Source organism: uncultured Porphyromonas sp., from assembly GCF_938023125.1.
In the GTDB taxonomy this organism is placed as follows: Bacteria; Bacteroidota; Bacteroidia; order Bacteroidales; family Porphyromonadaceae; genus Porphyromonas.
Window position 1 is genome coordinate 316,961 of sequence record NZ_CALHDW010000018.1, and the last position, 16,909, is coordinate 333,869.

Annotated in this window: 14 protein-coding genes and 3 tRNA genes; 3 read left to right on the forward strand and 14 right to left on the reverse strand. The window is 51.2% G+C overall.

What is annotated here, in order from left to right:
* Nucleotides 1-183: 183 nt before the first annotated feature.
* Nucleotides 184-1,710 (forward strand): O-antigen ligase family protein, encoded by a 1,527-nt coding sequence (locus tag Q0090_RS07470; protein WP_297949291.1) that lies wholly within the window; start codon nucleotides 184-186, stop codon nucleotides 1,708-1,710.
* Nucleotides 1,685-2,395, forward strand: a complete 711-nt coding sequence (locus Q0090_RS07475; RefSeq protein WP_297949292.1) for a DNA alkylation repair protein — start codon at nucleotides 1,685-1,687, stop codon at nucleotides 2,393-2,395. Before Q0090_RS07470 ends, Q0090_RS07475 begins: the two co-directional genes overlap by 26 nt.
* A gap of 20 nt (nucleotides 2,396-2,415) precedes the next feature.
* Here the strand turns inward: Q0090_RS07475 and mfd are convergent, their stop codons facing one another.
* The 14 genes from mfd to Q0090_RS07545 all read right to left on the reverse strand — a co-directional run bounded on the left by mfd (nucleotide 2,416) and on the right by Q0090_RS07545 (nucleotide 15,380).
* Nucleotides 2,416-5,793, reverse strand: coding sequence for a transcription-repair coupling factor (gene mfd / locus Q0090_RS07480; protein WP_297949294.1), 3,378 nt, complete (start codon nucleotides 5,791-5,793; stop codon nucleotides 2,416-2,418).
* 187 nt (nucleotides 5,794-5,980) lie between these two features.
* Nucleotides 5,981-6,358, reverse strand: coding sequence for a RidA family protein (locus Q0090_RS07485; protein ID WP_004333684.1), 378 nt, complete (start codon nucleotides 6,356-6,358; stop codon nucleotides 5,981-5,983).
* Nucleotides 6,359-6,384: 26 nt separating this feature from the next.
* Nucleotides 6,385-7,125 (reverse strand): 23S rRNA (guanosine(2251)-2'-O)-methyltransferase RlmB, encoded by a 741-nt coding sequence (rlmB, locus tag Q0090_RS07490; RefSeq protein ID WP_297949296.1) that lies wholly within the window; start codon nucleotides 7,123-7,125, stop codon nucleotides 6,385-6,387.
* Nucleotides 7,118-8,788 carry a DNA repair protein RecN gene (gene recN / locus Q0090_RS07495; protein WP_297949298.1) on the reverse strand — a complete coding sequence of 557 codons (1,671 nt, stop codon included), beginning with the start codon at nucleotides 8,786-8,788 and terminating at the stop codon, nucleotides 7,118-7,120. Before recN ends, rlmB begins: the two co-directional genes overlap by 8 nt.
* Nucleotides 8,789-8,822: 34 nt before the next feature.
* The gene (locus Q0090_RS07500; protein WP_297949300.1) at nucleotides 8,823-9,731 is read right to left on the reverse strand and encodes a DUF4835 family protein; all 909 of its coding nucleotides are present in this window, start codon (nucleotides 9,729-9,731) and stop codon (nucleotides 8,823-8,825) included.
* Nucleotides 9,731-10,957: a bifunctional phosphopantothenoylcysteine decarboxylase/phosphopantothenate--cysteine ligase CoaBC gene (gene coaBC / locus Q0090_RS07505; protein WP_297949302.1), complete on the reverse strand. Its 1,227-nt coding sequence runs from the start codon at nucleotides 10,955-10,957 to the stop codon at nucleotides 9,731-9,733. Before coaBC ends, Q0090_RS07500 begins: the two co-directional genes overlap by 1 nt.
* A gap of 24 nt (nucleotides 10,958-10,981) precedes the next feature.
* The gene (locus Q0090_RS07510) at nucleotides 10,982-11,758 is read right to left on the reverse strand and encodes a 3'-5' exonuclease (RefSeq protein ID WP_297949304.1); all 777 of its coding nucleotides are present in this window, start codon (nucleotides 11,756-11,758) and stop codon (nucleotides 10,982-10,984) included.
* A 15-nt stretch (nucleotides 11,759-11,773) separates the two neighbouring features.
* On the reverse strand, nucleotides 11,774-12,952 hold the full coding sequence (locus Q0090_RS07515; protein ID WP_297949306.1) for a DNA polymerase III subunit beta: 1,179 nt from the start codon (nucleotides 12,950-12,952) through the stop codon (nucleotides 11,774-11,776).
* Nucleotides 12,953-13,022: 70 nt separating this feature from the next.
* The gene (locus tag Q0090_RS07520; protein ID WP_004333581.1) at nucleotides 13,023-13,502 is read right to left on the reverse strand and encodes an S-ribosylhomocysteine lyase; all 480 of its coding nucleotides are present in this window, start codon (nucleotides 13,500-13,502) and stop codon (nucleotides 13,023-13,025) included.
* 24 nt (nucleotides 13,503-13,526) lie between these two features.
* Nucleotides 13,527-14,258 carry a 5'-methylthioadenosine/S-adenosylhomocysteine nucleosidase gene (gene mtnN / locus Q0090_RS07525; RefSeq protein WP_297949308.1) on the reverse strand — a complete coding sequence of 244 codons (732 nt, stop codon included), beginning with the start codon at nucleotides 14,256-14,258 and terminating at the stop codon, nucleotides 13,527-13,529.
* A 105-nt stretch (nucleotides 14,259-14,363) separates the two neighbouring features.
* On the reverse strand, nucleotides 14,364-14,852 hold the full coding sequence (locus tag Q0090_RS07530) for a ferritin (protein WP_297949310.1): 489 nt from the start codon (nucleotides 14,850-14,852) through the stop codon (nucleotides 14,364-14,366).
* Between the two features lie 147 nt (nucleotides 14,853-14,999).
* A tRNA-Leu gene (locus tag Q0090_RS07535) sits at nucleotides 15,000-15,083 on the reverse strand.
* Nucleotides 15,084-15,127: 44 nt separating this feature from the next.
* Nucleotides 15,128-15,209: transfer RNA gene (locus tag Q0090_RS07540), tRNA-Leu, on the reverse strand.
* A 97-nt stretch (nucleotides 15,210-15,306) separates the two neighbouring features.
* Nucleotides 15,307-15,380, reverse strand: a tRNA-Asp gene (locus Q0090_RS07545).
* A 357-nt stretch (nucleotides 15,381-15,737) separates the two neighbouring features.
* Here Q0090_RS07545 and Q0090_RS07550 point away from each other — a divergent pair.
* The gene (locus Q0090_RS07550; protein WP_297949312.1) at nucleotides 15,738-16,721 is read left to right on the forward strand and encodes an NAD(P)-dependent oxidoreductase; all 984 of its coding nucleotides are present in this window, start codon (nucleotides 15,738-15,740) and stop codon (nucleotides 16,719-16,721) included.
* Nucleotides 16,722-16,909 lie beyond the last annotated feature (188 nt).

Below are 16,909 nucleotides of genomic sequence, written 5' to 3' on the forward strand. Positions count from 1 at the left end.
TGTATTTCATTCCTTCTGCCTTCTGTCTATTTGTTTTATCTCCCTTTTGGGGTGTCTGTGGGTTGCTCTCCTATCTCCCTCTCTAGATTTTATGTATTACGGAGGAATGCAGTACTTTTGTTCCGGTGTTGGGAGCCCTTTCTTAGGGTCAAATATCCTGAGAGAAAGAGCCCTCCTAATTTTATGGAAGAAGCTAAACGCATAACGGAGCTGAACGAGAAAGTATCCTACAAAGGGCAGCAATGGTTTTTACTCCTTCTACTTCCCCTTCTCGTTTGGGGGATTGTTTTTGCGTGCTATCCCCTGGTTGCTGAGGAGATTCGCCCTCTGATTGTCTTCAATCTGGTGGGAGGGCTCAAACCTTTAGGTCCCCCCCTCTATGTCGCACTAGTGGTAGCTTTTCTCATTACCATTCTCTATCCGCGTACATCACAAGGGAAATCTTTCCTCTCGCACCTTAGGCACGAGGAGGGAAGCGAGCGGCTACGCCAGGGTGCCATTGCCTGCTGGGTGCTAGGGTATGCCAACCTTTTATTTGGTGTTATCCCCAGCGTTATAGGTACGATAGCTCCATTTCTTGTGGGGATGGTGCTCTATATCGCTCGTGCTGTACGCCTGGGCGAACGCCCCTCGTGGCAACCTCGTGGCTATATCCTTGCCATTGGGATTTTCTTATTGTACGACCTTTGCACCCTCCTTTGGTCTCCCAATCGTGCTGTTTCTCTGGAGTGGTGGATACGCGAAGCCAGCCTACTACCCTCGATTTTCCTACTGCTGATGTATCCTCCGCATCCTCGTGATATACGCGTCTTTATGCACTATGCCCTACGTATTAGCTACCTCTACCTCCTCAGCATTGTAGCGATTTATGTAGTGGTATGTTGGGCTACTGATACCTCTCTGGGGGCAGCCTTTGGGCTTGAAAAGATGTATTTTGTGTTTAATGGGACGCCGATGGGGACGCTCTTTTTGGGTTCTCTTTTTGGCTTCCAACACTACACCTACCTGGGCTTTATCATGCTAGCCCCCATTCTCTACTGGCTGCTGGAGAAAGAGCGTCTGCCCGAGATCAGAAACCTTTTAGTGGGGTCTCTTGTGGGGTTCCTCCTCTTCGTGTTCATATTCCAAAGTAGGATTTTGATGTTAGTCTTGTGCGGAGCTTTTTCCCTTGGGCTTCTCTACTTTTTTACGACCCTTGTCTTCCCACAAAAAGGTACTCAGAAGAAGCGAATTTTGCTCCTACTCCCTATTATCGTGGTGGCTGCTCTTCTTCTCTTTTTGTGCTATCCATCGGCCTTGAAATACCTCATAGATGAGCACCGCCTTAACCTCTTCGAGACGGCCATCATGTATCTAAAAGAGAACCCCCTTTGGGGCTATGGACTAGGCTCTGCTAAGGCTCTTATCTCTCCTTTCTATCAGGGAGAGTATGCCACACACTTCCACAATCAATATCTTTTGTGCTACGTAGAGGGGGGGATTATAAGCCTATTGCTTTGGGTCGTGATATTCATTTCCTACCTAAGATATGCCCTGCGCAGCCGCAACTATGCCGCCCTTATCTATGTGGTGATTATGCTGGTTGTCATGCTTATTGAGGTGATTACCTGCTTAAGTCAATACCTTATTGCTATGAGCCTTATGGCTGCATTCCTGATCTCTACCTACCCAATCCCTCAGAAAAATGACCATTGCGAACGAGATTTTTGAGCAACTCCGCGCTCGAGGTGGAGAGGAGAAAGCACGAGACTTGAGCCGATTTTTCAAATGCCAGCCGGGCGAGTATGGCGAAGGCGACCGCTTCTTGGGGGTAACGGTACCCGAGGTGCGCTCCGTAAGTAAGGCCTACAAAGAGAAAGTGAATTGGCAGGATCTCGAAGAGCTACTCGCCAGCCCTTGGCACGAATGTCGCCTTGCAGCTCTTCTTACTTTGGTGGAGAAATACAAACGGGAGCCTGAGGCGGTGTATAACTTTTACCTCGAGCATACTCCGGGAATTAACAATTGGGATTTGGTAGACCTAAGTGCCTATAAAATAGTGGGAGCCCATCTGCTCCGACGCGATCGCTCACCTCTCTATCAGCTTGCCCGTAGCTCTAATATGTGGGAGCAGCGCATTGCCGTTGTCTCTACTTGGGCATTTATCCGTGAGGGGGACTGCCAAGAGACCCTTTGTCTTGCTGAAGAACTATTGCATCATCCTCATGATCTTATGCACAAAGCTGTGGGCTGGATGCTGCGTGAGGTGGGGAAGAAAAGGCTTGATCTTCTTCGAGATTTCCTCAATCGCTACGCCCATGTTATGCCTCGTACCATGTTGCGCTATTCGATAGAGAAGCTCCCTACAGAAGAGCGGCTTCACTATCTAGGGAAAAAGACGAAACCTATTTCTTAATTCGAGAAGAGGGAGGGGAATTATGCTTGCTCCCCAAGAATGGTGCGGATGAGCGTGATAATCTCGCCAACAGAGCCGATGCCCGAAAAACGTACCATGCGAAGCCCTTTCTTGCTTTCTTCTAATCTACACTGGCGATGGTGGAACGAAGCATAGGCAATAAGCTGCCCAAAAAGAGGCCCCTGATAGTAAGGCGAATCCGGATCCTCGGGTAAGAAAAAGTAAAGAACGCCCGACCGTAGTACAATGCGCTGCACGCCGAGTGATCGACCCCAGCGGCGCAAAATGGGTACCAAGATAAGCTGCTCTACTTGCGAGGGCAGTCGTCCGAAGCGATCTTCGAGCCGCTCACGGAATTCCTTTACCTCCTCTTCTGTCGTAAGATTGTCTAGCTCTCTGTAAAGGCTGATGCGCTCGGAGTCTTGAGGAACGTAGTCGGGAGGTAACGATAAATAGAGATCGCTCTCGAAGGGGCAGTCCTCCTCGGCGGCCAGTTCTGCGCTCTCGTCTTGGAAAAGCTCCTCAAACTCCTCTCGCTTTACCTCTCGCACCGCCTCGTCGAATACCTTATGATAAGCATCGAATCCTAGGTCGGCAATAAAACCGCTCTGCTCGCTACCGAATACATTACCGGCCCCTCTAATATCGAGATCTTGCATGGCAATTCGGATGCCGCTGCCGAGGTCTGAATAGCTCTCAATGGCTCGTAAGCGACGCTGCGATGCCTCCGGCAAGAGATCCATGGGAGGGGTAATAAGGTAGCAAAATGCCTTTCGAGAGGAGCGTCCCACACGCCCTCGCAACTGATGCAAATCGCTCAAACCAAAATGGTGCGCACTGTCTATTATAATGGTATTGGCATTAGAAACATCAATGCCATTCTCCACAATGGTGGTAGAGACGAGCACATCAAACTCATGTTGCGAGAAGGAGACAAAGAGTTGCTCCAGCTCAGTTTGGTTCATGCGTCCATGCCCTACGGCAATTCGGCAATCGGGGATGCGCTGCTGTATCATGCGTGCAATTCCCTCTATATCGTCAATGCGGTTATGGACAAAGAATACCTGTCCATTGCGGCTTAGCTCGAAGTTAATGGCCTCGGCAATAGCCTCAGGGTCGAAGCGAATTACCTCGGTAGCTACGGGGTAACGATTGCGAGGAGGAGTGAGGATGTTGCTTAAGTCGCGTGTGCCCATAAGGGAGAATTGCAGGGTGCGTGGGATGGGGGTTGCGCTCATGGTGAGGGTGTCTACATTCACTTGTAGCGAGCGCAATTTTTCTTTTACGGCTACCCCAAACTTCTGTTCCTCGTCAATTACGAGTAGTCCCAGGTCTTTGAACTGCACATTCTTCCCCACAAGCCGATGAGTCCCTACCACAATATCTATTTTCCCCTCCTTGAGGTCTTCTAGCAATTGCTTCGATTCCTTTGCCGACTGAGCGCGTGAGAAGTAAGCGACACGCACGGGCAAATCTTTGAGCCGCTCCGAAAAGGTACGATAATGCTGGTAGGCAAGAATGGTGGTGGGTACCAGTACTGCCACCTGTTTGCTATCCGCTACTGCCTTGAATGCCGCACGTATAGCGATCTCTGTTTTGCCGAAGCCTACATCGCCACAAATGAGCCGATCCATGGGGCGCGGTTGCTCCATATCCTGCTTCACGGCCTCCATAGCCTTGAGTTGGTCGGGCGTCTCTTCGTAGATAAACGAGGCCTCCAGCTCATGTTGTAAGTAGCTATCGGGGCTAAAAGCGAAACCCTCAGACTCTCGGCGCGCTGCATAGAGCCGGATCAAGTCTCGCGCAATATCCTTTACTCGCTTCTTGGTGCGCTCCTTTAGTCTGTTCCACGCTCCTCCGCCTAATTCGCTCAGTTTGGGAGGTTCGTCATCCCTGTTTCGGTACTTCGAGAGCTTCCTGAGGTTATGTACACTCACGAGGATGTAGGCGCCATCTCGGTAGTCAATTTTCACCACTTCTTGCTGCTTCTCCCCGTCGCGTTGGGTGAATAGCCCTGCAAAACGCCCGATTCCGTGGTCGTAATGCACGATAAAATCGCCGGGGGTGAAGCTCTTGAGTTCTTTGAGGGAAAGCGAGACTCCGCCCGTGCGGATGCGGTCGCTCTGCAAGCGATACTTGTGATAACGCTCAAATATCTGGTGATCGGTCAGGAAGACCATGGCGCTATCGGCGTCTTCGAACCCCTCGTGTAGGGTCAAGGGGAGAGGGTCGGGCATCAGAGAGGCTTCGCCCAAATCGCTTAGTATCTCCCTCAAACGCTCTGCTTGTGGTGTGCTCTCGGTGAGGAACCATACCCTATACCCCTTCTCTTTATAGTGCTTTAAGCCCTCAATAAGAAGATCAAAATTCTTATGGAATAGGGGCTGGGGAAGGGTGGCAAACTCTACTGTTTTCGTAGCTTCCAAGCCCGAGGGGAGCATCCCCAAAATCAGGCGATGGCAGTGGATCTCTTGGGGTAGTGTCTCGAGGGCGATTAGCTTGGCTCTCATCTCTTCGGTAGAGGAAAATCCCTCCCCCTCTACAAGCAGGGCCTCCTCTTGGTATAGCTGAGTTATTCGCCCCAATGCCGCCTCATAATCGGTAAAGAGTAGCGTATAGTCTTGGGAGAGAAACGAGAAGAGCGATTGTCCCTTTTCACCCCCTGCCATGTTGGCAAGATTGGAGGAGAGGGTAACCTCTTCTAGCTTTTCGTGTGAGAGCTGTGTGTCTATATCAAACGAACGGATACTCTCTATCTCGGTGTCGAAGAAGTCTAATCGGATGGGTCGCTCTGCGTTGTACGCAAATATATCTACGATGCTACCACGGAAGGCCACCTCCCCGGGTTGGTATACATAGTCCGTAACGGTAAACCCCTCATCCACGAACCAGGCACGGAGCTGTTGCCTATCCACCTCCTCTCCCACACGTAGGGAGCGGACATGCGTCTCCACTTCGTTGGCATGGGGGATCCCCTCCGCCAGCGCAAAGGGGTGGGATACAATAATCGGGCATTCACCCAATGAGAGGCGGGCGATGAGCTCCGAACGAAGAACTTCGCTCCCTGCATCGGTATGCCCATAGCGGATGTGACGGCGGTAACTAGAGGGGAAGAAGAGAACCGATTCGCGCCCTAAGATTTGGGTTAAATCACTATAGAGATACCCTGCGCTCTCCTCGTCATTGGCTACAATTAGTAGGGGTTGTGCGTCTTCTCGTAGGTGAAGCCCAGCCACGATAACCGCAAGAGCCGACCCAGCTACTCCCCGATAACGCACTGCCTCCCCGGGCTGAATGGAAGATAGAGTCTGAGCTAGAGAGCCAATAGAAGGGTGCTCACGGAGAGAGGTGAAAAGATGCTCCGTAGGGTCGGATGTAGGGGGCAAAGGTTGTTTCATAAGGGGGATAAAGAAAAACTAGCTAGGCTCTAAAGGCCTGCGGTAGGGGTCGCTATATAGCAAGGAGAGGGGCGTTAGGCCCTGAGAAGAGAGCTATAACTTTCTCGAACGGGACAAAAAAAAGGGTGCCCAAAAGGCGAGGCTTCTCAAGATTCCTCACCTCTCTGTGGGCACCTCGTAGGTCGGATTACTTACGAGCGATTACTTCAATTTCGATAAGTCCGTTCTTGGGAAGCGTTTTTACGGCAACTGCAGAGCGAGCCGGGAAAGCACCCGAGAAGTTCTTTTCGTACACGGCATTCATAGCGGCAAAGTCCGCCATATCGGCCAAAAAGCAAGTTGTTTTGATAACGTGATCGAAGGTGTATCCGGCTTCGTCGAGGATGGCTTTGAGGTTGCGGAATACCTGTTCCGTTTGCTCCGTTACGCCTCCTTCTACAAAAGCACCGGTCTTGGGGTCGAGACCCAACTGGCCACTTGTTATAAGCATGTTGTCGAACTCTACAGCCTGGCTGTAGGGACCAATGGCTGCAGGAGCATTGGTCGTGCTAATTACTTTCTTCATATCTCTTCTCTATAATTAGGTGATATTCATTTCGTTTGCTTCTGGCGGAGAGACTCAAAAAGGAGTATCCCTGCGGCTACTGATACGTTGAGGGAGCCAATCTCTCCCACTTGGGGGATGGCTACCGATAGCGTGGCAAGTCGAGCCACTTGTGGCGAAACCCCTTCGTGCTCACTCCCCATCACGAGAGCCAGAGGCCCCGTAAGATCGGCCGTGTAGTAGCTGTTTTCTGCCTTCTCGTTGGCGACAACAATCTGGAGTCCGCACTCGGCGAGGTAGCCTACAGCTCCGCTTATTGAGGGCACTCTGCACACGGGAATACGCATCAGGGCTCCGGCGGAAGCATTCACGGCATCTGCGGAGACGGAGACGCTCCCTCTCTCGGCAATCACAAGGGCATGAGCGCCTGCACACTCGGCAGAGCGTGCTATTGCACCAAAGTTGCGTGTATCTGTCACCCCATCGAGTAGCACGATAAGGGGATCTTCTCCTCGCTCAAAAATCTGAGGGACCAGCATCTCCAACGGAGTGTAAGAGACCTGTGCAATGATGGCAACACAGCCCTGATGGGCGCCTCTTGTAAAGCGATTGAGTCGCTCCACGGGCACCTCTAGGACGGGGACTCTTTGCTCTCGTGCTAATCGTTTGATGGCGCGAACCTCCTCCGAAACGAGCGCACGGCGCAGGTAAATCTTGTCAATCTCCTGGCCAGCCTCTAGGGCTTCTTGTACGGAGTGTATGCCAAATATGATTTTTTCTTTAATCATTGTTTTGTAGTAATTCTTGGGCAGCAGCAATGGCTACTGGGGTAATAACGGAGCCGCTGATGAGGCGTGCCACCTCCTCTTCGCGCTCTTGGGGCGAGAGGGTGCGTAGCTCGGTAGAGGCTCTTTCTGTCTCTTCGTTGTAATGCTTCAAGATGGCCATTTGCGCTTCGCTACGTGCTGCAATTTGAGGCAAATGGGTGATGGCGATGACCTGCAGGTGGTGCCCCATGGATCGGAGTACCTGCCCCATACGATCTGCCACGCGCCCAGAGACTCCTGTATCGATCTCGTCAAAAAGAATGGTTGGGAGGTGATCACACGCAGCAAGCATCGCCTTGATAGTGAGCATCAAACGTGCCATTTCGCCTCCGGAGGCAACGCTCCCTACGGGTTGTAACTCGGCATCCCCATTCGCACTAAAGAGCACCTCCACGCGATCGTAACCCGTGGGTGAGGGAGCTTCTAGGGGCGTTACCCTAAATTCTACTCGGGCATGGGGCATCTCGAGTAGCCGTAGTTCTTCCGACAATTTCTTGCCTAGTTTTAGGGCGGTACTTTGCCTGGTTTTCGATAATTTTTCACCCAGAAGTCGCACCTCTTTTAGGGCAGCTGTGGATTTTTTTTCAGCCTCTAGGAGAAGGTCTTCTTGCCCATCGCAGAATTGCACCTTCTTGTGAAGATCTTCGCGGAGGGCGATAAGTCCTTTTGTATCCGGGTGATGGTACTTTTGGCACAGCATATTGATGAGGTCGAGGCGCGCCGTTACGTGAGCAAGAGCCTCGGGATCGGTATCTACCTGCTCGGTAAAAGAGGCGAGGTCTCTAGCCACATCGCGCATCTCTATGGCGCAGGAGTTCAACCGCTCCAGGTGGCTTTCGACTCTCGGGAACTTGCTTGTTATCTCTTCGAGTTGGCGAATGGCTCCGGAGAGCTGGCCGATCACGTTTGAGGATTCTCCGTCGAGCATCTCTTGCACTTGGTAGAGGGTGCTCTTGATTTCATCGGCATGACGCAAAAGGGTCTCCTCCTCAAGCAATCCCTCTTCTTCGCCCTCTACGAGTTGGGCGTCGATCAACTCTTGGTAGCGGAATAGGTTGTAGTCATACTCCTCTCTGCTGCGAGCTATTTGACTTTTCAGCTCCTCGAGAGTGCGGGTGGCCTCTTCGTATTGAGTGTATGAGGTCTTGTAGGCGGGGAGGAGTTGAGGATCGTCCGACATCCGGTCTACTATGTGCAGTTGGAATTGGTTGCTCGAAAGCTGCAGATTCTGGTGTTGCGAGTGAATGTCGATGAGTAGAACGCCCAACTCTGCCAGCGTAGCGAGGGGGACGGGCGTATCGTTGATGAAACATCTACTGCGCCCCATGGCGGAGATTTCTCGCCATACCACACAAGCACCATCCTCCATCCAAAGATCCTTTTGGCGCAACCATTCCTCCACATGTGGGGGGAGTGCTACAAAGGTTGCCTCTATAACGCTTCGTTTTGCCCCAGCCTTGACGAGACTACTATCGGCACGGCGGCCTTGCAACATCGAGAGCGCTCCAACGAAAATGCTCTTACCTGCACCCGTCTCTCCCGTGATGGAAGTAAAGCCGGAGGCAAAAGAGACCTCCAAGAGATCGATGAGAATAAAATCTTGAATCCTGAGGAGTTGGAGCATTCGTGTCTATTGTTTTTTAGCGATTTGGGGGAAGTTAACGCTTGAGCACATCGAGCGTATTACCCTCTGTGGGGTATATCTTATTGAGGAGCTTGTAGGCCGCTTGCTTCTCTTCGGAGGTAGCTTTCTCTGCCACTTTGACCAATTCGGAAAGTTTGGTTTGGGAGAAAAGAATGAGAAGTGGGGAGCGAGGGGTGTTTTTCCAGACCTCCTCGAGTTGATTAAGAGCCTCTAAAAGGGTGGTGCGCCCCCGCTGCACGTTGGCAACAAGTTCGTCTAATCCTTTTCGGTGATAGGTGTACCACATTTGGCGGAATGGCTCTTGAGTGGGATCGCTGAGGGCCTCTGCTATGGCGTATCTGTTGTAGTCGTTGTCGTAGGCTTTCCATCCTTTCCACTCCGTGCTTGCCTGCCCGGCAATATTGACGAGCTGCCGCATCTCGTCACGAGCCACGTTGCCTCCCAAGGGCGAGAAGCTATCGAGGTCGAGAGCGATTATGTAGTATGCATAGAAAACGATGCTGGCAATGAGGTTGCTTCCTATGTCGTTGGGGGAGTACGTTAAGACGTCGAAGGATTGGTAATCGAAGTTGAGTTCTCGGTCGCGCCAAACGAGAAGAGGGGATTGGTAGGAGCTGTTGAAGACAGGGCGTTGTGCCGTGATGTAAAGCTCTCCGGCGTACTTACGCTCCTCTTCTACGGCGGTAAGGTTAATGGCAAAGGCGCATTCGATGCGTTCCGCAGGGGAGTATTGCAGCGAAGTCCAATGCGTATTGTTGAGCATGTCGGTTAGTTGGCGTTCCATTTCTGCGAACTGGCTGGCATTGACCGACCCCAGTCGTTCGGTATTGATCGTAACTTTTGCTTTGAGCTCTTGTGCAGAGATCGGCCCTACACCCAGCAGTAGGCAAAGCAAAATCAGAAATGAACGGATCGCCTTCATCACTGCAAATAATGGTTTGTAAGGTAGTTGAGGATGTCCTTTGCTACCTCTTCTTTGCTCTTGAGAGAGCACTCCAAAGGCTCTCCCTCTTGGGGAATCAAGGTGACTTTATTAGTCGGAGTGCCAAAGCCGGCTCCCTTGTCGTTTATAGAATTGAGCACCATAAGATCCATTCCCTTACGTGCCATCTTGCGCCTTGCCTCCTCGTGATTAGAAGAGGTCTCCAAGGCGAAACCTACCATGATTTGCTTCTCCTTTTTTTCTGCTCCCAGCGTGGCGGCAATGTCCGGATTCTTTACAAGAGAGAGAGACATGGAGGCGCCTGTGCTTTCTCGTTTCATCTTGCCTTCCGCTTTATGCTCGGGGCGATAGTCTGCCACAGCAGCGGAAAAAATGGCAAGGCGGCATGAGTTTGAAACTTTTTGGCAGGCGGCTAGCATCTCGCAGGCCGTTGATACTCTCTCCACATGCACCCCTTGAGGATCGGGCAGAGAGGAGGGGCCGGAGACGAGATGAACTTGGGCTCCTCGGCGAGCGCACTCAGCAGCGAGTGCATATCCCATTCGTCCGGAGGAGTAATTCCCGATAAAACGGACGGCATCAATCGGCTCGTAGGTGGGGCCTGCTGTGATGAGCACTTCTATCCCGGCTAGGCTAGGCTCTTTGCATCCTGGCTCTTTAGCCTCAAAGAAGTCGGCCACGGCTTGTGCAATTTGCTCGGGCTCTTCCATACGCCCTTTGCCCTCCAGCCCACTTGCTAGAAAGCCGTCTCCCGGCTCTACGACGTGCACTCCTCGCTCGCGGAGGGTCTGTAGATTACTCTGAGTTGCAGGATGGCGATACATGTCTAGGTCCATGGCAGGAGCCACCCAGACTGGAGCTTTCATGGAAAGGTACGTGGTGAGCAACATATTGTCGGCAACTCCTGTTGCCATCTTGGCGAGGGTGGCTGCCGAAGCCGGTGCGATAAGCATGAGATCGGCCCACAATCCCAAAGAGACGTGGCTGTGCCAAGACCCATCTCGGCGGTCGAAAAACTCCGAGACTACAGGCTTTTGTGTAAGAGTGGAGAGGGTAAGGGGAGTAATAAATTCTTTGCCCGAAGGGGTGATGACGACCTGCACCTCGGCCCCCTTTTTTATGAGAAGGCGAATAAGCGTAGCACTCTTATAGGCCGCAATGCTGCCCGTAATGCCCAGAACAATATGCTTACCTTGAAGGCTCATAAAAGGCTTGATGGTGGGGTTTGATTAGTTGTTTTCGGATGCGAGTTTGAAGCGAAGGCGTGTGAGGTGCTGTTTGGTGTCTTCGGAGAAGTCGGCCTTCATCACCCAGTCGTAATACCCGGGTTCTTTTTTGAGCACCTCGGCAACGGGAGTGCCTTTGTGCTTGCCAAAGTTAATCACGACCTCGTCTTTTTCGTTGTAAACGAAGCGTCCTGCCAAGTCGAGATTCCGCTGCTGCGTTGTAAAAGAAGAGAGGAACTCAACATCGTTTTGCAGATCTTCGGGATAGCGGTCTAGCTGAGCCTTGAGCACTTCGAGCGTGGCGCGAGTGTCGGCTTCGGCAGAGTGAGCCTCGGTCAAGTCCTTTTCGCAATAGAATTTGTACGCAGCCTCTAGGGTGCGGCGCTCCATTTTATGGAAGATCGTTTGCACGTCGATGAAACGGCAGCGCGAGAAATCGACCTCTACGCCGGCTCGGATAAATTCTTCTCCTAGGAGGGGAACGTCGAAGCGATTGGAGTTGTAGCCCGCAATGTCGCACCCTTGAATCATAGAAGCCAAGCTCTTGGCCACCTGCCGAAATGTGGGACAATCGCGCACGTCATCATCGGTAATGCCGTGGACTGCCGTGCTCTCCTCGGGGATGTGGCACTCCGGATTGATACGCCGCGTGCGCACCTCTTCGTGCCCATCGGGGTAGACTTTGATAAGGGAAATCTCTACGATACGATCCTTCTCGGGGCTGAGCCCCGTGGACTCGATATCGAAGAATACAAGTGGACGCTTGAGCTGTAGTTCCATAGAAGAAGGGCAATTTTAGCGAGCCGTAGTAATGGGCATGATCACATTGGTTAGTTCCGTATCCTTGGGGTTTTCGGAGGGAATGATAACCATAGCTCGAGAGGCATCGGCAATCTCAAAGACGATGTTGCTCGACTCAATTGTATTGATAAGGGCAATAAAGCTATGTACCTTAAAGCGGAGCTTCATGCTGAGGTTAGAGGGATTCTCTATTGGGAAGCGTTGCTCGGCCTGCCGTACGTCTTGTACATCCATGCTGACTGTCAATAAATTCCCATCGATAGACATCTGCATCACTAGGGGGTGATTGGGGCTGCTCATAAAGGAGTTCATGCGCTTGATGGCAGGCACAAATAGACGCCCTTCTATGGAGATGCGGTGAGGGTTGTCTTTAGGAATTACAGAATCATAGGGCGGATAACGGCCCTCTACGAGGCGAGTAGAGGCCTCGATGTTACCAACTTTGAAGAACGCCTTGCGGTCCGTGTGCGAGAGAGTTACCTCTTCATCTGTAAAAGACGCCAAGAGAGCGCGCAAGAAGTTCGCCATCTTTTGGGGCAAACAGAACTGATAGGGCGATTGTACTCGCACGTCGGCCGGCTCCACAATAGAGGGATCCACCACGCTAGAGTCTGTATATTTCGTAAGGATCTCGGTAGAGGTAGCTACCATTGCAAGGTACTTTGCTTTGAAGTCGAAGCACACCGAAGCAAGGATGGGTCGCCTAGCATCCTCTGCCATAGAGCCAATGGTAAGATCCAATCCACGACGCATAGCAGAGGCAGACATAGTGGCTACGTGTGCCGTTTCGGCCTCTTCTCTGTCTTTATCGTCCTTAGGATAGAGCTCGCCATCGCTCGTTGCAAAACGGATGTAGCCCCCTTCGAAAGTCATCAGTAGGGTAGAGGTCTCCGCTTCGTAGTCGAAAAGGAGGGGTTGGTCGGGCAGTCCCTTTACGTATTCCAATATATCCTTGGGATGAACGGCAAAGGTCGCGTTCCCTTCTGAGGTGATCACGGGGAGTACCCCGCGGCTTCGCATCATACCGTCAGAGCCTGTTACGTATAGGTTGTTGTCTTGTATTTCGAAAAGGAAGTAGGTGAGTACCGGCATCTCATTATAGACGGTAGGCACTACTTTACTTTGGTTCTGAAGGAGGGTCGAAAGCTCTCCGGAGGCTATTTTAAACTGCATATCAGAGGTTGTTGCTATAGTTATTCTTCGTAGGCAAAAGTAGCCATTTTTCTTGAAGGCTCTCTAGGGATTAGGAGGGATAAACAAGATTCTCTTCTGTTGCCACGTCGAGTACTTCTCGAAGGTACTTCTCGGCTTCGTAGCGTGCCATGGGGAGGTTGTGCAGGAGACAATTCCCACAGTCTCTAGGCTCGGTGCCGGGTACTACGCCCTCGAAATCGCGCACAAAGCGGAACGTGGCTCGCATTAAGTCCAGGATGTCGTGGGAGGAGAGATCTCCCTTGATAAGGAGGTAGTTGCCCGTAAGGCACCCCATAGGCCCCCAGTAAACAATGCGATCGCGCCACTCGGGATCGTTGCGAAGGTAGGTGGCTGCAAGGTGCTCAATGGTATGCAACTCGGGTACGCCCATCACGGGTTCCCGATTGGGCTCCTTCATGCGAATGTCGAAAGTGGTAATTACCACATCGCCAAAGCGGTCTTTGCGGGATACGTAGATGCCTCGTTTGAGGCGGATATGATCGAGTTGAAAACTAGGTATCTTCTCCATTTTTAGGGTGCGTATTTGATTATACTAGATTGCATTAATGAGTTGATGGATGGCGGCGAATCGCTCGGTGCGGAATGCCTTTTCTTTCCAAAATTGGCAGTACTGCGCATAGCCATCGGCGCGGTCCGGGGTGTCGCTGATGAGCCGGATCACCATCAAGGGGAGGTGGTGGATGTAGGCTGTCTGCGCTACGGCGGCACTCTCCATGTCTAAGGCGAGAGCGTCGGGGAAGTTAGTTTTGATAAAGGAGAACTCGGCAGGGGAGGATAAGAATCGGTCTCCACAGGCTACCCCTCCTAGATGGAAAGGAACCTCTGTCTCCCTGAATTTCTCAACGAGAGAAGTCTCTACGGGATAACGCAGAGGGTAACCTTGTACTTGCCCATAGGGGATTTCGGCTCCGCAATAGACGTCGTGATAGCAAACCCAACTAGCCACCACTATATCGCCTCTCTCCACACTCAGGCTGAGGGTGCCACTTACCCCCACATTGAGTATTAGGGTGGGAGAGAATAGGCGGATGGCCTCTGCCGTGGCTACGGCTACGGAGACTTTGCCAATACCGGTGGTTACAAGAAGCAACGGCTGCCCTTTGTGTGTAGTGCCTTCCCAGCTCTCAAAGCCAAGAGGTGATACCTCCTTTTTCGGGGGCTCAGAGAAGAGGGGGAGAAGCTCTTGCGCCTCTTTGGGCATAGCGGCCACTAAGAGTATTTTGTCTGCACTCTCCATATTATAAGGCTTGTTCGTATCCATCATTACAAAGATACAACAAAAAGCCCATCATCTGCACCCCAAGTGAGAGGGAGATGATGGACTGCGTGGAATTCCTTTTTAAGGCTTAAAGCCTAGTATGGAGATCTCTTAAAGACTACTCTTGGCGAGCTCTTCGTCCAAGAAAATTAGGTTTTGCTCCTTAGAGAGGTTGATGCGATCGATAATGCTGCAAGCGGTGTCTTCTTCCTCTACTTGCTCACGGATGTACTTCCAGAAGAAGTCTTGAGAAGCCATGTCGTGCTCAGCGGCTGCAATCTGAACGAGCTCTTCGATCCAGGCTGTTACCTTGCATTCGTGCTCATATACTTGTGTGAAGGTGTCTGCTACAGAACCGAATTCAGTGGGAACTTCCTCAAGAGGAAGGATGGTCACACGGCCGCCGCGGCGGTTTACAAAGTTCATCATATCGTAAGCGTGCTCCATCTCTTCTTTAGATTGAGCCATAAGCCACTTTGCTAGTCCTGCATAGCCCTTGTGCTGTAGGTACATAGACATAGAAAGGTAGAGGTTGGAAGACCACATCTCGCGGTTGATTTGTAGGTCGATGGCCTTTGTTACTTTTTCGTTGATTTTCATATCTTCAAATACAATTTTTGTTTGTTACTACTGGTAGAACAGATGAGTCTTGCTTTGGTTCAATATCGACGAAGATTATGTTTCTCTAGGGTATAAAAATAAAAAAGCACCTACCCTCAATACCAAGGATAAATGCTTAAAGGGAAGTACGCGAGATGAGATTTGAACTCATACACCGTAACCGGCACTACCCCCTCAAAGTAGCGTGTCTACCAATTCCACCACTCGCGCAAAATGTTTCAAGTTGTCTGAGGTCGCCCTCAAAGCTGTCGTCGTGCCCAAGACAGGACTCGAACCTGCACGTCGCAAAACACTCGCACCTGAAACGAGCGCGTCTACCAATTCCGCCACTTGGGCTTCTTTGTTACTCTCTTCTCCTGGCATTAGGCCCAAATGAAAAGAGCCGCACACAATCGACTTCTATCTTATTCTTCAGTACTTACTTCGCATTTTGCGGTGCGGACGGGACTCGAACCCGCGACCCCCTGCGTGACAGGCAGGTATTCTAACCAACTGAACTACCGCACCAAACTCGAAGTGTACTTCGACCGTCTTTGTCAAGAGCTATAAAACAACCTCTGCTGTTTTACTTTTGATGCTCTCTCAACTCGAAAGCGACAGCAAAGGTACTGCTTTTTTTTATTTGTGCAATAGTCGGCGAATTTTTTTTCTCTCTCCGGAGTGGGTTTTGCCTTCTTGTTTTTGCAGGTGTGTTTTGTAAGTGGCTGTTATATAGGTTTATTTGTGGATACTGTGAGGCTCTAGATCTTTTTTGACTGAGAGTGAATTTTTTTTCCTCTTTCGCCCTCTTTTCTGCTTCTCTGGGGAGCAGGGAGAGGGAAAGAGGATTATCTTTGTGGTCGGATTCAATTAGACCTTAGTAATATGACAGACAGACATAAAGAACGTATCCTCATGGCGTTCGATACCATCGAAGAGGGGTTTGAAGAACTCGAAGAGCGCTTTGAGCTTGTGCGTCCTCCTCACGGACGAGACTTCTCTCGGCAAGAGATTATGGAGCAGATCCCCTCGGCCACCATCCTCTGTTCGGTATTCGACATTCCCATAGATAGAGAGATTATCGATAAGGCTCCCAATCTAAAGCTAATTGCCAATTATGCCGTTGGCTTTAATAATATAGACATCGAGTATTGTAGAGAGAAGGGGATTGCTGTGGCCAATACCCCCGAGAGTGTAATTGCGCCTACGGCAGAGCTGGCCCTTGCCCTCTTGCTGTCGCTTTCGCGTCGCACGGCGGAGTGGGATCGTACTTTGCGCACGATGGGTAGAGATCTCAAGCCCTCTCGTTTGGATCGCTTGGGGCTCGACCTCCTCGGTAAAACAATAGGGATTGTAGGCTTTGGCAATATAGGTCGAAGTGTGGCCGTGCGCTGTCAGGCTTTTGGAATGAAGGTGCTCTACTACAAACGCCATAGGCTTTCGGAGGAGATAGAGCAGAAGCTCGGTGTGACCTATTGCGACCTTGATACGCTATTTGAGACAGCCGATGTGGTCTCTCTCCATACCCCTCTTAATGAGGATTCTCGCCATCTTGTGGATGCCGATAGGCTCGCTCGGATGAAGCCTTCGGCTCTCCTCGTTAATACCGCTCGTGGAGCGGTGGTGGACGAAAATGCCCTAGTGGAGGCTCTTTCCTCCGGGAAAATTGCCGGTGCAGCGCTTGATGTATACGAAGATGCCGACAAGCCTAATGCGGCCCTCTTCCGCTTAGACAATGTGGTAATGACCCCCCATGTGGGAACGCAGACCTACGATGCTCGTCTTTCTATGGCGCGTGAGCTAACGAATAATGTACTTGGCTTTGTGGATGGAGACCGCCCTGTAGCTTATGTAGTGCGACCGGTGTAGGCTCCGGCTCTCACTCGAGAGATTTCGGATGAATTGCGCTCTTCTCTTTTGTCTATTCCCGTTGATGGGGAAGACGGAAGAGGGGAGTGTTCTTTTTTGCCCCTTGAAACGAGAACGGATGCAGGCTGAGGAATTTAGAACTCTTGCCCTATACTTTTTGATTTTTCGGGCAGAATGTTCCCTTCTAA